This is a genomic window from Bradyrhizobium sp. FW305-F6 (assembly GCF_058782905.1).
Genome location: NZ_JBYSYD010000001.1, coordinates 239,526 through 264,383, shown reverse-complemented (window position 1 = coordinate 264,383; position 24,858 = coordinate 239,526). Strand labels below are relative to the sequence as shown.

Sequence of the window (24,858 nt, the reverse complement as noted above, 5' to 3'; positions counted from 1 at the left end):
TGAAGCAGGTGAACCTCGCAATTCGCATGTCGCGTCTAAACGCACCGCATGCTCAGCGAGTTCCACGAACGCTGTTCGGTGCAAACGGCTATGTGGTGCGAACGGCGCGTGCGCCTGCGCTCCTGAGGGCATCCACGATCCGCTCAGGCGCATCTCCGTGGAAATCCACGGAAACCTCGATCAAACCGTCCAACTTCGCCCCACCCTCAGGCGCAGGCGCGGACTTGACGTCGGGACCTGACGGGCGTGTGCCCGCCGTGTTCGCGCCGCCCACCGGCTGAACGAACACGTCGCTTCGCGGCACGCCGCATTCCTGCACGACATGCTCGACCGCAAGCTCTGCGCCGCGGCGCGTGTCGAATTCTCCGACGATGGTGCTTTCCAAGAATGCTCTCCGTGTCTTCGAGAGCGCGACAACGGTCCAGCTGGGCCCAAGTTCCTGAACCGACGAGATCTCAGCCCGAGATCATGGATCGGCACCCGAGCGGTAATGATCAAAACCGAATGATGCCGAGCAGAAAGAGCAGCGCAACCGTGATCAAGCCCGATATCAGCAGCGAGCCAAGACATCCCAGCCGGTTCGAGAAAAAGAAGAACATGCGTTGGCCCACCGTGACGCTTGGCTAATCTCTCCGGTTCGTTAGCGTTCCTGGCGGCTTTCGCCTGTTCCTATCGTCGCTCGCCGGCGCTTCAGGCCCAAGGGCATTGAGACAGGTCAATACAGGCAAGCCCGGCTCTGGAATGATCGCCTCGGCAAGACAACGGAGGCCGGCCATGTCACAGCAGAGCAGCATGCATTACTATCTGAATTGGGCCAAGGAGCGGATCGACGAAATGGACGCCGCTTTGGCTTCCTTCGAGGTCAAGGCGGGCCAGGCCAAGGCCGAGTCCAAGGTCAGGACTGATCAGTTCCTGTCCGACCTGACGCAGCGCCGCGACGAGTTTCAGCAATTGCTCAAGGCCAAGGCGCAGGCCGGCGAAGCCGCATGGGCGGATGCCAAGGCCGACATGGAAAAGCAATGGAACGGATTCGAAGCCCAGGTGAAGGCTTACTTCGAAGGCGCCGGCAAAGAGCTCGAGCAGCAGCAAGCGACGTTCAAGGATATCGCGGCCGCACAGGCCAAGGCCTGGCGGGAGGCCGCCGACAAGATCGGCGAGGCCGCAAGCAAGGTGGCTGCAGCCCGCACCGTGGACATCGACGCCGCGCTCAAGCAGATGAAGTCCGATGCTTCCGAAGCAGAAGCACGCCTGCAGAAGCTGAAACAGGCAGGCAGCGAGTCGTGGTCGGTGATGAGCGCCGCGCTCGCCGATTCCCGCAAGGCGTTCGATCAGGCGAACAAGGCCGCGTGGGACGCGCTGAAGGGCGCGGCTGACACGAAGAGCTGAGAGTTTGGCTCAGTCGCATCCTCAGGAGACGGGCGTGGGAGGGCGTTTGGTTACGGCCGCGAACGCCGTCCCTCGCCTCCTGCGGCCGACACCGGAACGTGGATGTCGGCGCCGAGATGCCGGCTGACGCAGCTAATATCGGTAATGCCGCCGACCTTGCTGAAACTGAGGCGGCACCGTGCCGTTGGGATAGCATTGTCCATCCCTGATATCGAGATCGGCACCGTGGCCGCACGGGACGGGATATCTTCCACCGCGATATTGCCCGCCGCCGCGATAGTACCCTTCGCGGTGGTAGCCGCCGCCGTCATGATACCTGCGCCGATAGGCATCCATATCCTGGGGCGGCAAGACGCCGTTCGGATAGCACATCCCGTCGCGGGCACTGAGGTCCCAGCCGTGGCCGCACGGTGGATAGCGTCGCGGCACGCCATACTGCACCTGCTCGACGGGGGGTCGAACGTCCTGGACCGGCAAAGCCTGACCCGTGAATAGCGCTGCGGCGAGACCGAGAAAAATCATCTGACAACCTCCATAAGACTACCATGCTTCAGCGGGGATGAACCCGCTGTGAATGGCACCGAACTGCGCGAATCCTCGCGACGCGTACCTTGCGGCGATGGTTCAGGTCACGACCATCGCGGAACTGCAGACCGCCGCTCCCGTGAGGATCCTGCGCGGGCATCCCGCTATCGCAACGTGCTCCACCGTCATCCTGTCGATTCCTGGCGTTGGGAGATCGCTGGTGATCTGCCTTCCGTCCCTGGTCCGCAACTCAAGCCTATTCGATTCCGGGATCGCGTTGTTGCGCCTTCGTGACCACCACGGGCTGGCAGGCGTGAACAATCTCACTGACAGGCAAGGCAAGCCCGGAGACATGGCATTGCCGGCCACCGACGATGACATGTTCGTCTGAACGCAGGCTAAGCCATCAGATCCAGGTGTTTGATTTTACTGGTATTTTGGCGGAAGGGGTGGGATTCGAACCCACGGTACCCTTGCGGGCACGCCGGTTTTCAAGACCGGTGCCTTAAACCACTCGGCCACCCTTCCAGAGCCTGGAATGGCTGTCGCTTAACGTAGTCGACCGCGCAAGGCAACGCCAAGTTGGTGCGGGTGTCGCATCGCTGCGACGGTGATCGTAGGGCAGCGCCGCCAGGAAGGCGCGACGTCCCTCCTTACGCGCAAGCTGCCCCCTAGCTCGACGGGCAATCAACCAGCACGGTGCTGCGAATGTATTTGGTTCGCTGGCGGTCGCTGACAAGGCGGCCGAACTGAGGACTGTAATTGAGGTCGTAGCGGCACCCTGCCCGCATCGCCTTGTAGATGGCTTCCCGCTCGATCACGTAGCTTCCTTGCGGAAGCGTCTTGAGGCGGACCTGTGCGATGGTCTGCTCCTAGCCGTGGTCCGGGCCGAGATAGGTGACGCGGTCGGTCGAGCCAACCGACCAGACGATCGCACCCACTGAGATCATCGACACAGCGAGAGCGGCGACCAGCCCGGCTTGCGGTCGCTGAAGGGCTTCGAGAAACAAGCTTATGCCGTTTCGTGTCGTGTCAGGCCCGGCGGTTCAACGAGCTCTCACCTTTCCCTCGCCCAAAACAAAGCGGCGCTCCCGAAGAGAGCGCCGCTTCAATTCTCCAAGCTGGATCTGGCTCAGTAGCCGCAGGATGCGCAGTTCATCTGCACCGGGGCGTAGTAGGAATAACCGGGCGAGACCATCTCGACGCGCTGGCGCGTGGCGTATTGCGGCGGGATTTGCTGGTACTGCACGCTCGGCGGCGCCACCATCACGGTCTGCGGCACCATCACGGTACGATACTGCGCCGGCGTGCGGTGCGCGACCACGGAGCCCGGCGACACCATCACGGTCTCGTCCACCGTGCGATATTGCGGCGGCACGTATTGCTGCTGATAGCAGGTGGTGCACGGCGGCGGCGTGTAGCAATTGTAGCAGCCGGCGGAGGCCGCGCCCGTCATGGAGATCGCGGCGACGGCCGTGGAGAAAACGACAGCGAGAGTACGAGACATTGTGGCGGTGCCCCAGTTGCCCGAAATGGATTTGCGAAGGTCGCCGCAGTATACGCTGCAAAACACAGCCTTGCCGAACTTCGTCGGGGCATCCTTAATGCAAACGGCCGGCTTTCGCCGGCCGTTCAGAACTTGTTGACCATCCGCGCGAGGCGAACGTGCCTGTGCTCACGTCGCGCGCCGCTTCACCTCGCGCACCGCGCCGCGCGCAGCGCTGGTGGTGAGCGCCGCGTAGGCCTGCAGCGCGGTCGAGACCTGGCGCTTGCGGCCCGTCGCCTGCCAGGCGGCATCGCCCTTGGCCTCCTCCGCGGCGCGGCGCTTGGCGAGCTCCTCGTCGGAGACCTCGAGCGTGATGCTGCGGTTCGGGATGTCGATGGCGATGATGTCGCCGGTACGGACCAGGCCGATGTTGCCGCCTTCGGCGGCTTCCGGCGAAAGATGGCCGATCGACAGGCCGGACGAGCCGCCGGAGAAACGGCCGTCGGTGACGAGGGCGCAAGCTTTGCCCAGGCCCATCGATTTCAGATAGCTGGTCGGATACAGCATCTCCTGCATGCCGGGGCCGCCCCGCGGGCCCTCATAGATGATGACCACGACCTCGCCCGCGACGACCTTGCCGCCCAGAATGCCTTCGACCGCCGCGTCCTGGCTCTCGAACACGCGCGCGGGGCCGGAGAACTTCAGGATGGACGCATCAACGCCCGCGGTCTTCACGATGCAGCCGTCCTGCGCGAGGTTGCCGTAGAGCACGGCGAGACCGCCGTCCTTGCTGAAGGCGTGCTCGAGATTGCGCACGACGCCCTTCTCTCGATCGGCATCGAGCTCGTCGTAGCGGCGCTCCTGGCTGAAGGCGACTTGCGTCGGGATGCCGCCGGGCGAGGCGCGGTAGAAGGTCCGCACCGCCTCGCTCTTGGTGCGCTTGATGTCCCAGCGCTCGAGCGCCTCGTGCATGGTCGGCGCATGCACGGTCGTAACAGAGGTGTCGAGCAGGCCGGCACGGTCGAGCTCGCCGAGAATGCCCATGATGCCGCCGGCACGATGCACGTCCTCGACATGCACGTCGGCGACGGAAGGCGCGACCTTGCACAGCACGGGCACGCGGCGCGAGAGCCGGTCGATGTCCTTCATCGTGAAGGGGACCTGGCCCTCATGGGCGGCGGCAAGCAGATGGAGCACCGTGTTGGTCGAGCCGCCCATCGCGATGTCGAGCGTCATCGCGTTCTCGAACGCCTTGAAGTTGGCGATGTTGCGCGGCAGCACGGATGCGTCGTCCTGCTCGTAGTAGCGGCGGACGAGATCGACGATGGTGTGGCCGGCCTCGACGAACAGGCGCTTGCGGTCGGCATGGGTCGCGACGACGGAGCCGTTGCCGGGCAGCGCGAGGCCGAGCGCCTCGGTCAGGCAGTTCATGGAGTTGGCCGTGAACATGCCCGAGCAGGAGCCGCAAGTCGGGCACGCCGAGCGCTCGATCACCTTGACGTCCTCGTCGCTGACCTTGGAATCGGCGGCGGCCACCATGGCGTCGATGAGGTCGACGGCCTTGGTCTTGCCCTGCAGCTTGACCTTGCCCGCCTCCATCGGCCCGCCCGAGACGAACACGGCGGGGATGTTGAGCCTGAGCGCGGCCATCAGCATGCCGGGCGTGATCTTGTCGCAATTGGAAATGCAGACGAGGCCGTCGGCGCAATGCGCGTTGGCCATGTACTCGACGCTGTCGGCGATCAATTCGCGCGACGGCAGGCTGTAGAGCATGCCGTCATGGCCCATCGCGATGCCGTCATCGACCGCGATGGTGTTGAACTCTTTCGCGACGCCGCCGGCCTGCTCGATCTCGCGGGCGACGAGCTGGCCGAGGTCCTTCAGATGCACGTGGCCGGGCACGAACTGGGTGAAGGAATTGACGACCGCGATGATCGGTTTGCCGAAATCGCCGTCCTTCATGCCGGTCGCGCGCCAGAGGCCGCGGGCGCCCGCCATGTTGCGGCCGTGGGTCGTGGTGCGGGAGCGATAGGCTGGCATGGCGGTTTCCGTCCTCGGGGTTGACCGGCCGGGCGGGCGGGAAAAATTGGAGCCGCCTCGGGCCTTTCGGGCCGGATAGCGCACGGGCTGGGCGGGCGCAACGGGAACTTGGGCCGGACAGGGCTCCCCTGCTCCCAGCGCGGGGTTTTCGTCGCTCACTCTCCGTCATTCCGGGGCGATGTGTAGCATCGAACCCTGAATCCATCGGGCCGCAACCCGCGCGGCGAAATGGATTCCGGGCTCGCGCCTGCGGCGCGCCCCGGAATGACAGCCGAGACCGTCCCCTACTGCAAGGTCGGATCGAGCCGGTCGCGGAGCCAGTCGCCGATCACGGACACCGCCAGCGTCGTCACCACGATGGTGGTCGCCGGCGCCAGCATGATCCAGGGCGCCCGGGTCAGGTATTCCCGGCCATAGCCGACCATGTTGCCGAGGCTGGTCATCGGCGGCTGCACGCCAAGGCCGAGGAAGGACAGGCCTGACTCCATCAGGATCACCTCGGGGAATACCAAGGTGGTCGAGACGATCAGGGTCGAGGCGATGTTGGGCAGGATATGCCGGAGATAGATCCGCGACGGCGTCGCCCCGAGCTGGCGGACGGCGGCGGCGTAGCCTTGGGCATTGGCGGAGATGGCAAGGCCGCGCGCGATGCGGGCGTAGCGCTCCCAGCCGAACAGGCCCATCAGCCCGATCAGGAGCGGCAGCGAATTGCCAAAGAAGGCCAGCACGGCCAGCGCCATGATCAGGAACGGCATGCTGGCCTGGAAGTCGGTCAGCATCAGCACGAGCTGCTCGACAGCGCCCCGGAAATGCGCGGCGAGGAAGCCGAGCGTGGTGCCAACGATGGCCGAGATCGCGGTGGCGCCGAAGGCGATCAGCAGCGAGATGCGGATGGAAACGAGCAGGCGTGACAGCACGTCGCGGCCGAGCTCGTCGGTGCCCAGCCAGTGCGCGGCATTGCCGGGCGCCGCCAGGCGATTGCGCAGGTCGAGCTGGGTGAAGCCGTAAGGGGCGATCATCTCGGCGAAGGCCGCAATGACGAGCATGGCGACGATCCAGCCGATCGCGAGCAGGACCGAGACCGGGATCGCCGGCAGGTTGATCCGGCGGCGGAGTGCCGTCTCCTTCAAGGTGACGTCGCTCATGCGTGGGCTCCCTTGCTGCGCAGGCGCGGATCGAGGAAGCCGTAAAGGAAATCGACGATCAGGTTGGACGTCACCATGGTCATGGCGACCAGCAGCAGGATGCATTGCACGACGGCGAGGTCGCGGTTGGCAACGGCGACGACGAGAAGCCGCCCTACCCCCGGCCAGGCAAACACGCTTTCGACCACGACCGCGCCGGCGATCAGCGTGCCCACCATGAAGCCCAGAATGGTGACGGTCGGGATCGCTGCGTTCGGCAGCGCATGCGACGTCACCACCTTGCGCCACGGCACGCCCTTGGCCGAGGCTGTGCGGATATAGGGCTGCCCCAGCACCTCCAGCATCGCGCTGCGGGTGAAGCGCGCCAGCACCGCGGCGCCGCCGAGGCTCAGCGTCGCGATGGGAAGGATGGCGTGGCGCCAGCTGTCCTGCCCGCCCGACGGCAGCCAGCCGAGTTGCACGGCAAAGACGAGGACCAGCACCAGCGCGAGCACGAAGCTCGGGACCGTGAAGCCGGCCACCGCGATCATCATCACGGCGCGGTCGATTGCGGAGCCACGGTGCAGCGCGGCGTAGATGCCGGCGGGAATGCCGAGCGCGACCTTGAAGAAGAAGGCGGGCAAGGTCAGCGCCAGCGTGGCCGGTATCCGCTCCAGCACCAGCTCGATCGCCGGCCGGCCGTCGCGCATGGAGCGGCCGAGCTCACCCTTGGCGATGGCGCCGAAATAGTCGAAATACTGCGCCCAGATGGGATCATCGAGGCCCCAGGCCTTGCGGAACGCCGCGAGCACCTCCGGCGGCGCCTCGGGCCCCAGGATCATCAGCGCGGGATCTCCGGAGAGGCGCAGCACGATGAAGGCGAAGGTGACGACGAGCACGATCGTGAGCGCCGCGCGCCCGATCCGGATGGCGAAATAGCGTCCCATCACGCCGCGTCCCGTGTCGCGGCGCCCGTGACCAGATGGCAGGCGACCTGCCTGTTGCCGCCAACGTCCGACAGCACCGGCACCTCCTGCGCACAGCGCGCGATCGCACGCGGGCAGCGCGGATGGAAGGCGCAGCCATTCGGCCGCGCGGCCGGGTTCGGCGGATCGCCCGCCAGCACGATGCGGCCGGCGCTGCGGCGCCCCGGCGCCGGCGAAGCCGAAACCAGCGCTTGCGTGTAGGGATGCTCGGGCTGCGCGAACAGATCATCCGCGAGGCCGATCTCGACGATACGGCCGAGATACATCACGGCGACGACGTTGCTGATCTGCCTGACGACGCGCAGATCGTGGCTAATGAACAGCAGCGTCAGCGACAGCTGCGCCTGGAGATCGCAAAGCAGGTTCACGACCTGCGCCTGGATCGAGACGTCGAGTGCGCTGACCGGCTCGTCGCAAACGAGGAAATCCGGCTTGGTGGCGAGCGCCCGGGCCAGCACGATGCGCTGACGCTGTCCACCGGACAGCGCGCCGGGATAGCGCGCGCCATGCGCTGGCGTCAGCTCGACGTCGCGCAGCAGCTCGCGCACTCTCTCTTCGCGTTCCCCGGGCGTGCCCAGACCATGAATGTCCAGGGGCTCGCGAATCTGCGTCCCAACCGGCAGACGCCGATCCAGTGCCCCGAGCGGGTCTTGAAAGATCATCTGCATGCGGGCGCGTTGGGCACGCCACGTAGCCGTCCCCGGCGCGGCCATCGGCTTGCCGTCGAACCGCACCTCGCCGTGATCCGGCGGCTCGAGGCCGAGCACGATGCGGCCCGTGGTGGACTTGCCCGAGCCGGATTCGCCGACGAGGCCGAGCGTCTCGCCCCTGGGAATCGTGAGCGAGACGCCGTCGACGGCATGGACGGCCGCAGCCCGGCCGAACATTCCTGACCGCATGCTGTAGCTGCGGGAGATCGCGGAGACCGCGACGAGCGGTGCGTTCATTCCGCGGCAATCCTGAGCAGCGCGCGGCGCGACGCCTCGGCGCGCACGCAGGCAACGCTGCGCTCGTTCGCAATCGGTACCAGGGTCGGAGCTGCGAGACTGCATGGCTCCGCGGCCAAGGCGCAGCGCGGGGCAAAGGCGCAGCCCGCGGGCATATGCGCGGGATCGGGCACCGTGCCGGGAATGGCCGTGAGGCGGCGGCGCGGCCCGCCGAGCGGCGGCAACGCGCCGATCAGGCCTTGTGCATAGGGATGGACGGGATCGGCGAACAGCTGGTGGCTCGGCGCCTGCTCGACGATGCGGCCGGCATACATCACCGCAACGCGGTCGCAGTTTTCCGCGACGACGCCGAGGTCATGGCTGATCAGCACCATCGCCATGCCCATCTCGCGGCGGATGCTGGAGAGCAGCTCCAGAATCTGCGCCTGGATGGTGGCATCGAGCGCCGTGGTCGGCTCGTCCGCGATCAGAAGATCCGGATTTCCTGCCAGCGCCATCGCGATCATGATGCGCTGGACCTGGCCGCCGGAGAATTCGTGCGGATAGGCAGAGAGCCGGCGTGCCGCATCTGGAATACCGACGAGATCGAGCAGCCGGCGCGCTTCGGCTTTGACGGTCTCGCCCGAGAGGTCGCGATGCAGCACCAGCGCTTCAGAGAGCTGCCGGCGGATGGTCAGTACCGGGTTGAGCGCACTCGCCGGATCCTGGAAGATCATGGCGATGCGCCCGCCCCTGACCTGATCGAGCTCGGCGGCGGGCGCGCCGAGGATCTCGCGGCCGTCGAGCAGCACCGAGCCGGCGACCTTCGCCTGCCGCGGCAACAGGCCAAGCGCGGCCAGCCATGTCACCGACTTGCCGGAGCCGGACTCGCCGACGAGGCCGAGGGCCTCGCCCTTCTGCAAGGCGATGTCGACGCCGCGCAGCACCGGCACCCCATTGAAGGCGACGCGCAAGTCCGCGATGCTGACCAGCGGCTGCACCCTCAGGCCTCGAAATTGCCGGTGCGGAAATCCATCGCGAAGGCCGGCGCGGCCTTCCACTTGATCGATTTCGGCTTGGCCGTGAAGGTCGCGTTCTGGTGTAGCACCGTATAGGCGGGATCCTCGCGCTCGGCGATCTCCAGCATGCGGCGGAACGCCTTTTTGCGCGCGGGCCGATCGGTCGAGGTCTCCAGGAACTCGGAGAGCTTGTTCAGCTCGGCGTTGGTCCACTCGCCGATCTGCTGCTGCTGGCCGTTCGGCCCGTGCTGGGCGACCAGCGAGGAGACGGGATCGTTGAACGCCGCCGAGTTCGACCAGTCGCGCACCGCGCGGGCCGGTCCCCGCTCCATGATCTGCGACCAGTTCTCCTTGGTCTCGATCTGGACGTTGAGGCCGACCGACTTCCACATCTCGACCAGGATCTGCGCGGTCGCGACCTGGTTGGTGTAGTAGTTGTTGAGCAGGCGATACGGGATCGGATCGCCCTTGTAATTGGCCTGCTTGAGCAGATCCTGCGCAAGCTTCGGATCATAGGCCGGCACGCTCCAATCGGCGTTGAACATGTCGCCGTAGAAATCCCATTGCAATCCCTTCGGCACACGGGTGCGGCCTGCCCACAGGCTGTCGACGATGGCCTGGCGGTCGATCGCATGGGTGAAGGCGCGCCGCACCAGGGGATTGGCGAGCACGGCGTGGTTCTTGTCGAACACGGTCAGGCGGTGATTGAGGATGGTGCCGCCCTGCACTTCGAACGCGGAATTCTTCTCGATGCCGGCGATCTGGTCCGGTGGGATGTCGCAGGCGAATTGATATTCGCCCGACAACAGCCCGTTGATGCGGCTCGCGACTTCAGGGACTTCGAGGAAGCGGATGCGCTTGAGCGGCGGACGGCCGCCCCAATATTCGTCGTGGGCTTCGAGGGTCAGCGACACGTCGGGCTTGAGTTCGACGACCCTGTAGGGCCCGGTGGTAACAGGCTTGCGCGCCCAGTCGAGATAGCTCGCGGCCTCTTCCCAGGCGCGGCGGTTCATGATGTCGGAGCCGTAGCGCTGCAGCCGGCCCTCGATGGTGACGTCGGGCGTCGCGTTGTAGAAGCGCACGGTGTACTTGTCGACGGCATCGACGCGCGCGAGGTCCGGCCAGATGCGGCGGGCGACCGCGGGGACGTCGGGCGGCAGCTCCTTGCCCGGCCGCGGCGTCGGGATCTTCTCGAACGCCTTGATGGTCGAGCGGTTCTTGGCCTCGGTCTCGCCGAACATGCGCTCGCGGCTGAAGGTGAAGACGACGTCTTCCGCCGTGAGCTCGTCGCCGTTGTGGAACTTGACGCCCTGGCGCAGCTTCACCTCGACGGTCTGGTCGTCGATGCGGCGCCACTCGGTGGCAAGGCCGGGCACCGCTTCGAGATTGCCGCGCCAGTTCTTGGAGATCAGGCCCTCCCAGATCGACGAGAAGAACACGCGCTCGCCGACATTGGACTGCTCGCGCAGCACGTCGAGCACGTTCGAATTGGTCACCTTCTGGACCGCGACCGTCACCGACGGACGATTGTCGCCCTGCGCGATCGCAAAGCGCGGCAACAGCAAGGTGCTTGCGGCGGCGCCGCCGGATTTCAGGATGGTGCGACGGGTGAGCTTGCTCATGATGGTGACCCTGCCCTCGATGATTGCGGTTATTCGGCGAGACCGAGCGCGGCGAGATGCGCTGCGCCCTTGCGGACGTCGTCGTGGTTGCGGAGTTCGAGGATCAACCGCGGATTCGACGTCAGCCGTCCCAGCGCGCGGAACACGGCGACCCACGGGATGTTGCCCTCGCCCGGCGCCCAGTGCCGGTCTGCAAAGCCGTCAGTGTCCTGGAGATGCACATGCGTGAGCATGTCGCCGGCGGTCTCGACGTAATAGTCGACCGGCGGCGCGCCGGTGGAGATATGCGCGTAATTGGCGTGGCCGGTGTCGAGCGAAACGCGGACCTTGCCGCTTTCGAGCGCCCTGGCGAGGCGCACGCGGTCGCGCGGATCCTTGTCCTCGATGTTCTCGATGACGATTTCGCAGCCGATCGTCTCGGCGCGCGCGATCACTTCGGCGAGCGTCGCCTTGACGCGCTCGACGATGTTGGCGCGGTTGTCGGGGTAGAGATCGAGATTGTTGTGGTCCCAGGTCGTGAACGGCGAGTGGATCACCATCTGCGTCGCGCCGAGGAACTCGGCGGCGTCCAGGCCCTGCAGCAGGCGCTTGGTCACGGCCTGGCGGATCATCGGATCGTGGCTGTCGATCTTGAAGCCCCAGAACGGGCCATGGATGCCGAGCCGGCCGGTATGGCCCGACAGCATCTGCTTGATCTCGCCGGCCGTGCTGCGCCAGTCGCTATCGAGCAGATCGGCGCGGAAGAAATCCTGGATCTCCAGATCGCGCTGCCGTTCCAGAAGCCAGTCGCGATGGGCGGGAATCGACTTGATGGACAATGCGGCACCCAGCACCGGCTTCGACATGGCTTGCTCCTTGACCGTCAGCGATGACGGGAGCAGCGCTAGACCAGTTCAATGACAGGCCGGTGAAATGCAGATCGCGAGGAGCTGGGCAGGTGTGGACATCTTGCAGGTCGTAGCTTGCGATGCAGGCAACGAGACGTGCAACCGATGCAGAAGGAACACACCGCAAGCGGTATCGGTGACCGTAGTGACCCGGAATGGAATCCTATCCGACCTTCGCGTACATCGCGGGACATCGATCGGCGGCCACTTCCAAGGGCATCACCCTCTGATCGCGCTACATGGGGTTGGGGGACCACATGGGGCGGGGGATTGAAGGCTGGGGCAAGGTGACGAGGTCCGGACTCCTAGGCACTCCGGACCTCGAAACTTTCTGAGATTGAACGCAGCAACGCGCCGTCCGGATGGGGCATCCGGGCGGCGCGTTGTCATTTCGGAGGCGTCTTGACGACCCTGCGGTTAGCGCGTCTGCGGTTCCAGCGTCACGGTGCAGTCGCCCTGCCCTTGCGTTGCGACCACGATGCTGCCCGCGGGTGCATCGAGAGCGATCGGTGCGGACGAGCCGCCACCGGGCATCTGGACGATCACGCTCATCGAATCCACGCGCGCAGTTGAACCCACGGTCGAAGGTTCTGCCTGCGCCACATTGCCCGAAGCGTCACGCCGCATGATCTGGCAGTTCACAGGGTTGGCCCCGGCCGCCGCCACGCTCGACTGGCCGCTGGCGCTCATCTGGGCCCGGGCCCGCGACGGATCGCGCGGCACTTGGCTGACGATACGATGCGTGCCCGGCTCCACGATCACCACCTCGTCCTCGGTCGCGAAATATTCGTAGTCGCGATAGGCAGGCTCGATCGAGACGATCTCGGGCGGCAGCCTGTGGAGCCGCACGCGCGGAGGAATCGTTTCGCCGACGCGGATCGAGATGTTCAGATTGCGCTCCGGCTGGGCAAGGCGAGCGCGGCTCACGGTTTCGGAGATGCGCACCTGCTTTTCGGTCGTCACCTGGGTCTGTTGATTGACCTGAGTGTTGGTCTGCGTGGTCTGGTTGCTCTGCGCGCTCGGGGTGCCGGGCGCGGTCTGCGCATTGTTGGTCGGAGCCGTCCGGTTCGTATCGGTCGCGGTGGCCGGCCGGTTGCCCTCCTGCTCGGCCGCATTGCGCGGCGGCTGGGCTTGCTTGCGCTCGTTCTGGTTGGCCGCGGTGCCAGACCGCTCGTTCTGCTGGCCCGACTTGGACTTTTCGGACTCGGCCGTTGATTTCTGCGGCGCCGACTTGTCCTGCTTGGTCTCGGCGCTGCTCTTGCCGTCGCGTCCCGGCTTCGTGCTTTCCGCCTCACGGTTGCGATCGCGCGAAGGCTCGCGAGAGTCTTGCGCCTGGTCCCTGGCCTTCGGTTGGTCGCGCTCGGAAGCCTGCGCCGGCTGGCGCTTGTCATCAGCGGCTTCGCGCCTGGCAGCGCCACCCTTGTCCTCGCGGCCCGCGCCCTGCAGCCGCTCGCCTTGTGGCCGTTCGCCTTGCGCTCGCTCCTGGGCGCCCTGCGTGCGCTCTTGAACACGTTCCTGCACGTCACCGCGCGGCGGCGTGGCTCCTTTCGCCGGTTCCTCGACCCGTCGCGGCTCATCCCTGCGCTCACCGGGCGCCTGGGCATAGGCCAAGCCGGAAGCAAGCATCAGTCCAATGGCCGCAGTCGATAACATCAAATGTTGACGCATAGTCCCTCTCCTCGACAGTTCGCAACAACAGACGCGAACGTTCTGTTCGTGCGAATGTTCCCGGACAGGAACGCAGCCATCGGAGATCGGAGCAGATCAGGTCGCGCTTACATGACATCCTTGAGCGTCAGCCGCGCCGTGAACGTCACGCTGGTCTTGCCGACGAGCGCCATGCCTTCGACTTCGGCACCGCCGGGAAAATAGTCGCCGGAAAAGCCGCAAGTCACCTCGCGGCCGCCGAACGCCAATGTCCTGCCGACCGCCTCGGTATGCTGATTGACAATCATGTCGCCACGCCACTTGCCGTTCCGGAACGTGTAGCTGCCGGTGTAGGAGAAGAAGCTGTCGCCACCCAGGATGCGTCCGTCGCAGAGCACGACGACGCCCCTCGCCTGTCCGCGCTTGCCGTCACGCATCTCGATGTCGAAGATGTAGAGGCCGTTGACGACGCTGGCCTCTCCACCCGCTCCCGTCCTATCCCCGGCCGACATCCGCTCATCTCCCCATGTCGATCCGTTCGATCAGTTCGGCACGTTCCGTTCGAGATCCTCGAGCCAGGCGGCCGCGCTCGCATCCGATGGCGCACGCCAGTCGCCGCGCGGTGATAGCGAGCCGCCGGCAGAGACCTTCGGTCCGTTCGGCATGGCCGAGCGCTTGAACTGGCTGAAGGCGAAGAAGCGGCGCAGGAACACTTCGAGCCAGCGCCGGATCTCGGGCAGATCATAAGCCCTGCGCCGGCCACTCGGGAAGGCCGGCGGCCATTCGCCCTTGGCCGCATCCCTCCAGGCATGCTGTGCCATGAAGGCGATCTTGGAGGGACGCATGCCGTAGCGCAGCGTGTAGAACAGGTTGAAATCCTGCAGTTCGTAGGGTCCGACCGCCGCTTCCGTGCTCTGCGGCTTCTCGCCGGCCTCCACCGGCACCAGTTCGGGCGAGATCTCGGCCACAAGGATCGACCCGAGCGTCCGATTGACGTCGTCGCTGAACTGCCTCGATGAAATCACCCAGCGGATCAGATGCTGGATCAGCGTTTTCGGCACGCCGGCATTGACGTTGTAATGCGCCATCTGATCGCCGACGCCATAGGTGCACCAGCCGAGCGCGAGCTCGGAGAGATCGCCGGTTCCGATCACGATGCCGCCGTGATGGTTGGCGAGCCGGAACAAATAATCCGTGCGCAGGCCCGCCTGCACGTTCTCGAAGGTGACGTCGTAGACCTTCTCGCCCCTGCCGAAGGGATGGCCGATGTCCTTCAGCATCTGCGTCGCCGTGGGGCGGATGTCGAGCTCCTGCCAGCTCGTATGCAAGGCCTGCATCAGCGCCAGTGCATGGGTCTTGCTCTCGCTGCCGGTGGCAAAGCCAGGCATGGTGTAAGCCAGGATGTTCTCGCGCGGCAGGCCGAGCAGGTCGACCGCCTTGGCGGCGACGATCAGGGCATGGGTGGAATCGAGGCCGCCGGAGACGCCGATCACGACGCGTTTGGTCCCGGTGGCGCGCATGCGCTGCACGAGCCCGGCGACCTGGATGTTGTAGGCCTCATAGCAATCCTGCTCGAGCAGGCTCTCGTCGCTCGGCACGAACGGAAAGCGCTCGACCTTGCGCAGGAAGCCGATATCGCCCGCCGGCGGCTTCAGGGCAAATGTCACCTTGCGGAAAAATGCTTCGCGCTGCCGCCGGTTGTCGTCGAAAGTCCCCATCAGCGCGCGTTCCTGCCTGAGCAGGTCGAGATCGACATCGGCCAGTGTAATCTGGCCGCCCTGGCGGAACCGCTCCCCCTCGGCGAGCAGCACGCCGTTCTCGTAGATCGACGTCTGGCCGTCCCAGGCGAGATCGGTGGTGGATTCTCCCGCGCCTGCGGCGGAATAGACGTAAGCCGCAAGGCAGCGCGCCGAGGTCGATTGGCACAGCAGCGCGCGCGAGCGCGCCCGGCCGATCGTGATCGGGCTGCCCGAGAGGTTGATCAGCACGCTCGCGCCGGCGAGCGCGAGCTCGGAGGCCGGCGTCACCGGGATCCACATGTCCTCGCAGATCTCGACGCCGATGGTGAGGCCGGGAACGTCCTCGGCCGAAAACAGCAAATCGACGCCGAACGGGGCATGCAGCCCGCCGAGAGACACCGTCTCGCCGGCTATGCCGGCGCCGGAGGCGAAATGTCGTCCCTCGTAGAATTCGCGATAGGTCGGCAGGTAGGATTTCGGCACCACGCCCAGGACGTTGCCGCGATGAACAACGACCGCGCAATTGTAGATGCGGTTGCCAAAGCGCAGCGGCGCCCCGACGATCAGGACCGTCATCAGCGCGGCGGAGGCCTCAACGATGGCCACGAGCCCCCGCTCGACGGCATCGAGCAGCGGATCCTGCTTGACCAGATCCTCGATCGCATATCCGGACAGGCACAGTTCGGGAAACACGGCGACCGCCACCGACTGCTCGTGGCAGGCCTCGGCCGCCGCCAGGACAGCCTTCGCGTTGGCTGTGGGATCGGCGACATGGGACGTGGTGACACAGGCCGCCACGCGCGCAAATCCGTGAGCGTAGATCGAGTGGAAAGTCATCGAGTACCCTTAAGTCTCTTCCCGGCGGACACCGATCGCCAGATCGGATCATATGTAACCCATCGGTCTGGCCCCGTGCAGGCCATCCGCCGTCATGCATAACGGATTTGCGCCCCGGCCGGTCCAGAGCTCGGCGAGTTCAGGCGCTGCGGGCCAGCACGCCCGGCAGATCGCCGCGCAGCCATTCGGCAACCCGCGGCCAGGCCTGGGCGTGGGTGCGCGCCCCCATGAACAGGCCGAGATGGTTGCTGGGTTCGGACGCCGCCGCAATCAGGGCCGGCGGCGTGCCGACGAGATTGGCCGTGGCGAGCGCTTGCGTGGCCGGCACCACATCGTCGTCGAGCCCGGCCAGCAGGAAGATCGGCGCCTTGACGTCCTTCAGATCGATGGGACGGCCGAGCGCGACGAAGCTACCCGAGGCAATCCGGTTCTCCCGGAAAATCCTGTTGACGATCTCGAGATAATAGGCGCCCGGCAGATCAAGCGTTTGGGCGTTCCAGCGGTCGAAACGCGCGAGCAACGCCGTGCCCTGCTCGTCCGAGAGATCCCGCTGCAACGCCGCGGCGATATCGTCGTGATCGGGCTGTTTCGACCACAGGCGCAGCATCTCCTCGCCGCTGACATTGCCGCCGCCCCGCGCGACCAGCTGGTCATAGACCAGTTCGGGCGCGTTGCGGGCGAGCCGGGACAGCGAGGACTCGATCGACAAGTCCACGGGAGCGCCTACCAGAACCAACCGCCGCACCTTGGCTGGAAAGCGTGCCGCATAGAGCAGCGACAGCCATCCGCCCTGGCACAGTCCGACGAGATCGACCGGCGCGCCGATCTCGTCGACGGCGACGTTGAGATCGCTGAGATAGCTGTCGATGGAGAGGTAGCGCATGTCCGGTGTCGCCGACCGCCAGTCGGTGAGGTAGACCAGGTCGATGCCGCCATTCTGCAACGACTGCACTACGCTGTGGCCCGGGGCGAAATCGGCGATCAGGGCTCGGTGCAGCGCGTAGGGCGCACAGACCAGTGCCGGCTGGCCGGAACGGATCTGGGAGCAATCGCGCAGCTGCATCGTTGCGAGCTCCAACGCGACGCTGCTCGGTGTCGTCCATGGCAGACTGCTGTCGGCCTGCTCCGCGGGTGCGCGCTCCAGCCACCAGAAGCAGGCGTCTATGGCAAGCCGCGCTGCCGCGAATGGCCACAGGTGCGGATCATCTGGGGCGCGGCCGGATCCGGGCGGCGGTTTGGCGGTCTTGTCCACCATGGCTAGCTCGATCTCCTCACAAGAACGCCTCGAGGCTCACCACGGGGATGCCGAGCTCCCGGAAACTCCGGTGGGTGGCCGCGACCGAGCCGTCGAGATCGATGCCGCGGCAGGCATCCTCGATGACGGCCACCTCCAAGCCCGCCTTGCGCGCATCTTCCGCCGAGAAACGGACGCAGAAGTCCAGCGCCAGACCGACGACAAAGACGCTTCTCAGCTCGCGTTCGCGCAAATAGCCCAGCAGCCCGGTCGGTGTCCGATGGTCGTTCTCGAACAGCGCCGAATAGGAATCGATCCCGCGGCGAAAGCCTTTGCGCACGACGAGGTTTGCTCGTGTCAGGTCGAGATCGCGATGGAATTCAGCGCCCGCCGTACCCTGCACACAATGCGTCGGCCAGAGCACCTGCCGGCCATAGTCAAGCTCGACGGTCTCGAATGGCTGCTTGCCGGAATGGTTCGGTGCGAACGAGACGTGGTCGCCCGGATGCCAGTCCTGGGTGAGCACCACATTGGCGAATTTTTGGGCGATCCTGTTGATGGCGGGGACGACCTTCTCGCCGCCGGGGACGGCGAGCGCTCCGCCGGTACAGAAGTCGTTCTGGACGTCGATCACCAGCAGCACGTCCCGGTCGGAAATCTTCATCGCAAGGCCCCATTGGATCCGCCCGGCGTCAGGCGCCAGCCGTACTTCCCACTGTCGATCTTCCGGCGCCGCTCCGCAACCACCGAACGCGTGCGGCGGTACCGCACCGGCGACCTCTTCAGGTGACCATGCAACGGTTTGACCTTGTCCGTGTTGACTAGGAACAACCAAGCGAGGATTCTCGGACCGTCCGCGCCCGCGGATCGGATCAGCAACGGAGGCGAAGGTTCCCGATGGCCAGCTAGGCCGCGGAAGCCGCACGGTGATGGACATCGGCAAGACCGGAAAAATTCTTCTCGCCGATATCGGCGGAACCAATGCACGTTTCGCGCTGAGCACGAGCGGCCAGACCGGACCGATCGACTATGTGAAGGTCGCCGACTTCCCAACGGTACATGAAGCCATCGTCGACGTTTTGGCGCGCCGGTCGGACGGCGAGCAACCCCGGCGCGCGGTGCTGGCGGTGGCCGGTCCCGTCACCAACAACCGCTGCGTCATGACCAACAGCCCCTGGGTGATCGACGGAAACGAGCTGCAGCCGTCCCTCGGCCTGGACATCGTCCATGTGCTGAACGATTTCGAGGTGGTGGCCTGGTCCCTGCCCGCGTTGCAGCCTGCGGACCTGGTCCCGCTCGGCGGAGGCGATGGCCTTGCGGGCGAGCCGTTGCTGGTCGTCGGCCCGGGAACGGGCTTTGGCGTGTCCTGTCTGGTCGATCGTCACGGTTCTCGACTGGCCGTCGTCACCGAGGCCGGGCACGCAACCCTGCCGGCGGAGAACGAGCGCGAGGAGCGCCTGATCGCGTGCATGCGCAAGCGTCTTGGCCACGTCTCCATCGAACGCGGTGCGCTCTCAGGCTCCGGGCTCCAGAGCCTCTATGAGGCAATCGCCGAAGTCGACGGAGCGCAGGTTCCGCATCGTGACGCCGCAGCCATTACCAAGGCTGCGCTGGAGGGCAGTTGCCCGGTCAGCCACGCGACACTGGAGATGTTCTGCGCCATCCTCGGCTCGGTGGCCGGCAATCTCGCGGTGACCTTCGGCGCCCGGGGCGGCGTCTATATCGCCGGCGGAATCGTGCCGCGCTTCCGCGAGTTCCTCGCCGCCTCCGCGTTCCGCGCCCGCTTTCAAGCGAAGGGCAGGTTCCAGGACTATCTGCGCGACATCCCGACTAGACTCGTGGTCAAGCCTGATGCGAGCTTCCTCGGCCTGACGATGTTTGCCGAGCACAATCCCGGCTGAGAGGCTAATCCGCACGGCGCGTTGCAGTCATGCACAGCTGATTGCAGCGGAGGGCGGGTTCCACGCACGATCGTGCTTGCCTACGTTTCCTCGATGAGAAACACTTCCGCGCGCGTGGCGTAGTTGCGGGGGCGTGACATGCATAAGCAGGATCCGGGTTTCGACTATCACCGCTATCACCGTCTGCTGCGAGAGGCGGACAGCGAAGACAAGCGGTTGGCCCTGATTGATCTCCTGATCACGGAAAACGCCCGCGACCGGCTGGCTGCTCAGCGCGCGTCGGATCGCGCAACCATGACGGCCCACACCATTGCCAAGGTGCTGAAGAACGGTCGCAACTGAGCCGGCTGGGTCACTCCGGCCGCGCGCCTCGGGCGCGACCGGTCAGCCCGGGATTGTGGCGGATCGCTCTGGAAACATTGAATCGATCATCGCCTTGAGCTGATCCATCGCGATCGGCTTGCGCAGGATCGGCCTGCGCCGCAGCAACGAGGGCAACAGTTCCGGACCGTAGCCCGTCGCGAAAAGAAACGGTTTGCCCCGCCGCTCGATCAGGTCGGCGACAGGATCGACGTAAACGCCCATCAGATTGATGTCGAGGATGGCCAGATCGTATTGCGCGGTCATGGCGAAGGCGCTGGCATCGCGCACATTGTCTGCTTCGGCGACGACGTGGTGACCGAGTTCCGCCACCATGTCGACCATCATCATCCGGATCAACGCTTCGTCTTCGACCAGGAAAACGGAGAGTCCCTCGGCCATGTCAACCCCGCAGTCAGCCTCGCGAAGCTAACCATAACCGAATTGCGGAGTGGATACACGAATTCGTGGCGGCGCCATTAATTCAGATGCGCCCGAACCTGTTCAACTTGATCAATCCAATCCGCGCTCGTGGCTGAGGCGCACCATTTCCTGGATGAACACCTGCTTCTGCTTGTCGTCGAGACTCGAATAGAGCGGCTCGGCGGCGTCGGCGACGTTGCGCTGGTCGGCAGCACGGTCGATCAGGAACTGAGCCTCGTTGCGCATCTGCTCAATGATGTCGTCGGGCGGATCCCGCTTGGCGCGCGCCACGCGCAGATTGAGCCGCTCTGCACCATTATGCCCGAGGTAGTGCATGGCACTGGAGAAGCCGTACCAGTGCTTCTCCTGATCCGGGGTGAGGTTCAGCTCGTTCTTGATCCGCTCGATGTATGCGTCGCTGTTGGCAACGATCTGTTCCGCACTCTGCTGCGGCGCGCCGGGCTGGGTGAGAACCGTGACATTCTTGTTGTCTTTGCCGGCCTTGCTGTCCTGCGGCGCGTTCTTCGCCTCCTTGGTCGCCTTGGCGCCCTTGCCTGCTTTGGCGCCCTTGGCATCCTTGTCTTTATCCTTGGGCGAGCCCTGCTGCTTGGCGTCCTTGGCGGACTCCTTGGCGGCGGGGGGCGGCTGATTGCCGCCGGTGTTGCCGCCAACGCCGAGCACGCCGGTGAAGACACCGACCACGCCGCCGATGGCACCGCCGAGCACGCCACCGACCGGACCTGCCGCCTTGTTTCCGGCGGCAGCGCCCTCCTGAACGCCTTTGACCAATCCTTGAGCATTCGCCCCCGTCGCTGCGCCGAGCAACAGCGCGAGCATGGACCCCAGCGCGAACCATCGTCGCAGGTAAGGCCGCGCTGGCGAGGCCACATTGATCATTCTGGTCTCCATCGTCGATCCAATCGGTCTTGGCGGCGGAAGCGAACCACCTGCTGAACTCTATCGTTTCCGGCGCTTCGCGGTCCAGACACGGAAGAGCGCTGTCCACGCCGGAAAAGTCTGCCGCGCGAAGCGCTTACGCAGGCTCATTTGAAACTGCGGCGTAATTGCGCAACGGCTCGTTTCGGAGGTGCGGCGCGAAGTGTGCGTCGCAATAAAACTACGAACGACGCGCCGTCCCGACTGGCGTCGCGGCGTCTGCGGACACAACGTTAGTTTTAGACGCAGAGCCGTTTGGCTTTCTCGACAGACGCGATCAATCATGATCTGATCGCGCTACCAATTTGCTGCGGCTTGCGCATTCCATGCGTGAGCCGACGGCACCAATAAGAAACGCCAACAACAAGAACTCAATAAATCAACAAAGAAGTCTCTCAGAGGAAACTCCAACAACACCCAGGCGAGGAAACGAGATGTCACGCAAGAAACTGACGCGACGTCAATTTGTGGCTGCCACTGCAATGTCCTCTGCGGCGCTGATCGCGGCGCCCTACGTCCGGGGCGCTTACGCCGCCGGCAAGCTTTCCATCGGATTCTGGGACCATTGGGTGCCAGGCGCCAACAAGGCCTCGACCGAGCTCGTCAACGAATGGGCGGCGAAGGAAAAGGTCGAAGTCACGATCGACTACATCCCGAGTCAGGGTAACAAGAACCTGCTCACCATCGCCGCCGAAGCGCAGGCCAAATCCGGTCATGATATCTTCGCGATGCCAACGTGGTGGGCCCACGCCAACGCGGACCAGTTGGAGAACGTGAGCGACATCATGGGGCCGATCATCGCAGAGAACGGCGAGGTGAACGGCACGGTCAAATACCTGGGCACGGCCGGGAGCAAGTGGCTAGGGGTCCCTGCCTGCGTCGGCAGCCAGATCAAGGGCCCGTGCTCCCGTATCGACCTGTTGAAGAAGCACGCCGGCATCGACGTGCAGGCGATGTATCCGGCCGGCTCCGAACCAAAGGCGAACGACTGGACGCTCGACACGTTCTTGAAGGCCGCCGAAGCCTGTCACAAGGCCGGCGTCCCGTTCGGCATCGGCCTCGGTGAGACCACCGACAACGTCGATACCGCAGGCGCGATCTTCCTTTCGTTCGGCGCCCAGCTCGTCGACGAAAAGGGCAATGTCACCGTCAAGACCGACGCGGTTCGTCAGGCCCTCGAATTCTACAAGAAGCTGATCAGCTTCCTGCCGCCCGACGTTGCAGCCTGGGATGACGCATCCAACAACAAATGGCTGGTCTCCGGCAGGGGCGCGATGATCATGAACCCGCCGAGCGCCTGGGCCGTTGCCAAGCGCGACGCGCCTCAGGTTGCGGAGCAATGCTGGACTCACGGCTTCCCGGCCGGGCCGAAAGGGCGCTTCGCTCCCTACCTGCCGTACTTCTGGAGCATCTGGAATTTCTCCAAGAACAAGGAGGCCGCGAAGAGCCTTCTGGTTCAACTGTCGAAGCCGGCCGCCATCGAAAAAATGGTCAACGCAAGCGGCGGCTACGATTTGCCGGCCTACGAGAAGCTGACGACCTTGAAGGTTTGGCAGGAAGAAGGGCCGCCGAAAGGCACGCTCTATCACTATCCGAACCCCTACAAGCATCAGACGCTGTCGATTGCAGCCTCGCCCGCGCCGCCGAAGATTGCACAGCAGATCTACGCGCAGGCCACGCTGACCAAGATGTGCCTGCGCTATCACCAGGGCGAAGCGATGGAAAAGACGCTCGCCTGGGCCGAAGGCGAGTGCGAAGGCTTCATGCGAGGCTGAGACGGACAGGGTGTCGCCGCAAGCGATCGCTGGTCGTCTTGCGGCGACGCCTCCTCCCGCCTTGGCACGGAGCGAGGACAGCCCTCGCACGTGCCGACATCGAATTCTTTAGAACTGAACTGCGCGAGGAATATGCATCATGGCGGATGTGGCATTGCGGCCGGACGGGATTGGCGCCACGCGACCGGCGCGAAAACGCTCCGGCTTGCAGAAGGCGCTCAAGCGCAGATCGACCGCAGCGTTCCTGATGACGCTACCGCTGATCATCCTCATCGCACTTCTGGTGATCTATCCCGCGTTCTATTCGCTGCATCTGGCGACCCTGAACAAGTCGATGCAGCGATTCATCGGTCTCGGCAACTTCGAGTTCCTGTTCAAGCGCGACACGTTCTGGCTGGTCGTCAAGCAATCCTGCATCTTCGCCATCACCGCCGTGATCTTCAAGGCGCTGATCGGGTTCATCGTCGCGCACTTCGTCCACAACATTCCGGCCAAGGGCCAGCGCAAATGGCGCGGCATGCTGCTGGTGCCGTGGGTGATCCCGCCCGCCATGAGCACGCTGGCCTGGCTCTGGCTGTTCGATCCCTCCTACAGCGCATTCAACTATACGCTGTCTTTCTTCGGAATAGGCCCGATCCCGTGGACCGGCGACGCCGCCTGGGCGCGTTTCTCCGTCATTCTGGTCAACGTCTGGTACGGCGCGCCGTTCTTCATGATCATGTATCTGGCGTCGCTGAAATCGGTGCCCGAGCAGCTCTATGAGGCCGCGGCGATCGACGGCGCCAATTGGTGGCAGCGGATCTGGTACGTGACGCTGCCGATGATGCGCAACATCATCGCAATCACGACGCTGTTCTCGCTGATCGTCACCTTCGCCAATTTCGACATCGTGCGAATTCTGACCGCCGGCGGCCCGCTCGACCACACCCACATCTTCGCCACCTGGGCGTTCAGAATCGGCATCGAAGGAAGCGATATTCCGCTCGGTGCCAGCGTCTCCCTGTTCATGGTGCCAATCCTGGCGGTCGCAGCGATCTTCATCCTGCGGGACGTCAACAAGCGCGGGAATGAAGCCTGATGAGCTCAGTCACGATCGACAAGGCCGCGCCGACACGCACGGTCAAGTACGGCAGCATGAGCCGCGACCGCAAATGGGCGCTGCGATGGTCGTATTTCTTCCTGACGCTGTTTGCGATCTTCTCGCTGCTGCCGCCCATCTACATGCTGATCACCTCGCTCAAGAGCAGCGCGGAGATCTCGGCGGCGACCAATCCCTGGTGGGTGTTTCACCCGACGCTCGAGAACTATGTCGGCCTGCTGACCTCGAACCAGTTCCTGCGGTTCTTCTGGAATTCGGCGCTGGTCTCGATCTTCGTGGTCACCATCACCATGCTGATCAGCGTGCCCGCGGCATTCGCCCTCGCCCGGATGCGGTTCTGGGGCTCGGCCACGCTGGCGACCGGCGTGTTCCTGACCTACCTCATTCCGGACAGCCTGCTGTTCATTCCGTTGTTCAAGGTGTTCGCCCTGTTCGGCGACTGGACCGGCATCCAGCTCATCAACCGCTGGTATGTGCTGCTCTTCATCTATCCAACGCTGACGGTCCCGTTCTGCACCTGGATCATGATCGGCTATTTCGCCTCGATCCCCAAGGAGCTTGACGAAGCCGCCATCATCGACGGCGCGTCCTGGTTCCAGACCCTGACGCGGATCTTCATTCCGGTCGCGCTGCCGGGGCTGATCGCCGCGACCATCTTCGCCTTCACCGTGTCCTGGGCGCAATTCCTCTATCCGCTGGTGTTCACGACCTCCACGGATCAGCTCGTTCTGCCCGTCGGCATCATCACCACGCTGATCAAGGGCGACGTTTTCAACTGGGGACAGATCATGACGGGCGCGTTGCTCGGCGCCGCGCCGCCGCTGATCATCTACGCCTTCCTGATGGACTACTACATTGCCGGCCTCACCGCCGGTGCGACAAAGGGTTGAAAGCGAGGGGTTGAAC

26 protein-coding genes and 1 tRNA gene are annotated in these 24,858 nt (G+C 64.9%); 7 read left to right on the top strand and 20 right to left on the bottom strand.

The features are described from left to right. Positions 1–88: 88 nt before the first annotated feature. Positions 89–385, bottom strand: a complete 297-nt coding sequence (locus tag AC3WLX_RS01310; RefSeq protein WP_291621736.1) for a hypothetical protein — start codon at positions 383–385, stop codon at positions 89–91. Positions 386–774: 389 nt separating this feature from the next. Here AC3WLX_RS01310 and AC3WLX_RS01305 point away from each other — a divergent pair, with 389 nt between their 5' ends. Then, positions 775–1,386 (top strand): sll1863 family stress response protein, encoded by a 612-nt coding sequence (locus AC3WLX_RS01305; protein WP_492334433.1) that lies wholly within the window; start codon positions 775–777, stop codon positions 1,384–1,386. Between the two features lie 132 nt (positions 1,387–1,518). Here AC3WLX_RS01305 and AC3WLX_RS01300 read toward each other — a convergent pair whose 3' ends face one another. Further along, complete coding sequence (locus tag AC3WLX_RS01300; RefSeq protein WP_492334432.1) at positions 1,519–1,908, bottom strand: hypothetical protein; 390 nt, start codon at positions 1,906–1,908, stop codon at positions 1,519–1,521. Positions 1,909–1,960: 52 nt separating this feature from the next. Between AC3WLX_RS01300 and AC3WLX_RS01295 the strand changes: the two genes are divergently transcribed. Further along, positions 1,961–2,302: a hypothetical protein gene (locus AC3WLX_RS01295; RefSeq protein WP_492334431.1), complete on the top strand. Its 342-nt coding sequence runs from the start codon at positions 1,961–1,963 to the stop codon at positions 2,300–2,302. A 47-nt stretch (positions 2,303–2,349) separates the two neighbouring features. On the opposite strand, the gene AC3WLX_RS01290 is transcribed toward AC3WLX_RS01295, so the two are convergent. The 16 genes from AC3WLX_RS01290 to pncA all read right to left on the bottom strand — a co-directional run bounded on the left by AC3WLX_RS01290 (position 2,350) and on the right by pncA (position 18,122). Further along, a tRNA-Ser gene (locus AC3WLX_RS01290) sits at positions 2,350–2,439 on the bottom strand. A gap of 143 nt (positions 2,440–2,582) precedes the next feature. After that, positions 2,583–2,732 carry a hypothetical protein gene (locus AC3WLX_RS01285; protein WP_492334430.1) on the bottom strand — a complete coding sequence of 50 codons (150 nt, stop codon included), beginning with the start codon at positions 2,730–2,732 and terminating at the stop codon, positions 2,583–2,585. 51 nt (positions 2,733–2,783) lie between these two features. Next, on the bottom strand, positions 2,784–2,921 hold the full coding sequence (locus AC3WLX_RS01280; protein ID WP_492334429.1) for a hypothetical protein: 138 nt from the start codon (positions 2,919–2,921) through the stop codon (positions 2,784–2,786). 122 nt (positions 2,922–3,043) lie between these two features. After that, on the bottom strand, positions 3,044–3,367 hold the full coding sequence (locus AC3WLX_RS01275) for a hypothetical protein (RefSeq protein ID WP_291621762.1): 324 nt from the start codon (positions 3,365–3,367) through the stop codon (positions 3,044–3,046). Between the two features lie 219 nt (positions 3,368–3,586). Beyond that, on the bottom strand, positions 3,587–5,437 hold the full coding sequence (gene ilvD, locus AC3WLX_RS01270; protein ID WP_492334428.1) for a dihydroxy-acid dehydratase: 1,851 nt from the start codon (positions 5,435–5,437) through the stop codon (positions 3,587–3,589). Between the two features lie 284 nt (positions 5,438–5,721). Continuing rightward, positions 5,722–6,582, bottom strand: a complete 861-nt coding sequence (locus AC3WLX_RS01265) for an ABC transporter permease (RefSeq protein WP_492334427.1) — start codon at positions 6,580–6,582, stop codon at positions 5,722–5,724. Next, positions 6,579–7,508: an ABC transporter permease gene (locus AC3WLX_RS01260; RefSeq protein ID WP_492334426.1), complete on the bottom strand. Its 930-nt coding sequence runs from the start codon at positions 7,506–7,508 to the stop codon at positions 6,579–6,581. The genes AC3WLX_RS01265 and AC3WLX_RS01260 overlap by 4 nt, the downstream gene beginning before the upstream one ends. After that, entirely contained in the window at positions 7,508–8,494 is a 987-nt protein-coding gene (locus tag AC3WLX_RS01255) for an ABC transporter ATP-binding protein (RefSeq protein WP_492334425.1), read from the bottom strand. The genes AC3WLX_RS01260 and AC3WLX_RS01255 overlap by 1 nt, the downstream gene beginning before the upstream one ends. Then, on the bottom strand, positions 8,491–9,474 hold the full coding sequence (locus tag AC3WLX_RS01250; protein WP_492334424.1) for an ABC transporter ATP-binding protein: 984 nt from the start codon (positions 9,472–9,474) through the stop codon (positions 8,491–8,493). Before AC3WLX_RS01250 ends, AC3WLX_RS01255 begins: the two co-directional genes overlap by 4 nt. Before the next feature lie 2 nt (positions 9,475–9,476). Beyond that, positions 9,477–11,114, bottom strand: coding sequence for an ABC transporter substrate-binding protein (locus AC3WLX_RS01245; protein ID WP_492334423.1), 1,638 nt, complete (start codon positions 11,112–11,114; stop codon positions 9,477–9,479). A 29-nt stretch (positions 11,115–11,143) separates the two neighbouring features. Next, complete coding sequence (locus AC3WLX_RS01240; protein ID WP_492334422.1) at positions 11,144–11,959, bottom strand: sugar phosphate isomerase/epimerase family protein; 816 nt, start codon at positions 11,957–11,959, stop codon at positions 11,144–11,146. Between the two features lie 459 nt (positions 11,960–12,418). Beyond that, positions 12,419–13,669: a DUF1236 domain-containing protein gene (locus tag AC3WLX_RS01235; RefSeq protein WP_492334421.1), complete on the bottom strand. Its 1,251-nt coding sequence runs from the start codon at positions 13,667–13,669 to the stop codon at positions 12,419–12,421. A 107-nt stretch (positions 13,670–13,776) separates the two neighbouring features. Further along, a complete protein-coding gene (locus tag AC3WLX_RS01230) occupies positions 13,777–14,160 on the bottom strand; it encodes a GrlR family regulatory protein (protein WP_492334420.1) in 384 nt (127 codons plus the stop codon). 30 nt (positions 14,161–14,190) lie between these two features. Next, positions 14,191–16,224 carry an NAD(+) synthase gene (locus AC3WLX_RS01225; protein ID WP_492334419.1) on the bottom strand — a complete coding sequence of 678 codons (2,034 nt, stop codon included), beginning with the start codon at positions 16,222–16,224 and terminating at the stop codon, positions 14,191–14,193. Between the two features lie 139 nt (positions 16,225–16,363). After that, positions 16,364–17,479 (bottom strand): alpha/beta fold hydrolase, encoded by a 1,116-nt coding sequence (locus AC3WLX_RS01220; protein WP_492334418.1) that lies wholly within the window; start codon positions 17,477–17,479, stop codon positions 16,364–16,366. 16 nt (positions 17,480–17,495) lie between these two features. Then, positions 17,496–18,122 (bottom strand): bifunctional nicotinamidase/pyrazinamidase, encoded by a 627-nt coding sequence (gene pncA, locus AC3WLX_RS01215; RefSeq protein ID WP_492335893.1) that lies wholly within the window; start codon positions 18,120–18,122, stop codon positions 17,496–17,498. A gap of 265 nt (positions 18,123–18,387) precedes the next feature. Here pncA and glk point away from each other — a divergent pair, with 265 nt between their 5' ends. Together glk and AC3WLX_RS01205 are read left to right on the top strand one after the other, a co-directional pair. Then, positions 18,388–19,359: a glucokinase gene (gene glk / locus AC3WLX_RS01210; protein ID WP_492335892.1), complete on the top strand. Its 972-nt coding sequence runs from the start codon at positions 18,388–18,390 to the stop codon at positions 19,357–19,359. Positions 19,360–19,497: 138 nt separating this feature from the next. Further along, entirely contained in the window at positions 19,498–19,701 is a 204-nt protein-coding gene (locus AC3WLX_RS01205; protein ID WP_492334417.1) for a hypothetical protein, read from the top strand. Positions 19,702–19,743: 42 nt separating this feature from the next. Here AC3WLX_RS01205 and AC3WLX_RS01200 read toward each other — a convergent pair whose 3' ends face one another. Together AC3WLX_RS01200 and AC3WLX_RS01195 are read right to left on the bottom strand one after the other, a co-directional pair. Then, a complete protein-coding gene (locus AC3WLX_RS01200; RefSeq protein ID WP_291628477.1) occupies positions 19,744–20,121 on the bottom strand; it encodes a response regulator in 378 nt (125 codons plus the stop codon). Positions 20,122–20,232: 111 nt separating this feature from the next. Then, the gene (locus AC3WLX_RS01195; protein ID WP_492334416.1) at positions 20,233–21,039 is read right to left on the bottom strand and encodes a Spy/CpxP family protein refolding chaperone; all 807 of its coding nucleotides are present in this window, start codon (positions 21,037–21,039) and stop codon (positions 20,233–20,235) included. 473 nt (positions 21,040–21,512) lie between these two features. Between AC3WLX_RS01195 and AC3WLX_RS01190 the strand changes: the two genes are divergently transcribed. The 3 genes from AC3WLX_RS01190 to AC3WLX_RS01180 all read left to right on the top strand — a co-directional run bounded on the left by AC3WLX_RS01190 (position 21,513) and on the right by AC3WLX_RS01180 (position 24,842). Beyond that, complete coding sequence (locus tag AC3WLX_RS01190; RefSeq protein WP_492334415.1) at positions 21,513–22,853, top strand: ABC transporter substrate-binding protein; 1,341 nt, start codon at positions 21,513–21,515, stop codon at positions 22,851–22,853. Positions 22,854–22,992: 139 nt separating this feature from the next. Continuing rightward, entirely contained in the window at positions 22,993–23,931 is a 939-nt protein-coding gene (locus AC3WLX_RS01185) for a carbohydrate ABC transporter permease (protein WP_492334414.1), read from the top strand. After that, positions 23,931–24,842, top strand: a complete 912-nt coding sequence (locus AC3WLX_RS01180) for a carbohydrate ABC transporter permease (RefSeq protein ID WP_025036339.1) — start codon at positions 23,931–23,933, stop codon at positions 24,840–24,842. The genes AC3WLX_RS01185 and AC3WLX_RS01180 overlap by 1 nt, the downstream gene beginning before the upstream one ends. The last annotated feature ends 16 nt before the right edge of the window (positions 24,843–24,858 follow it).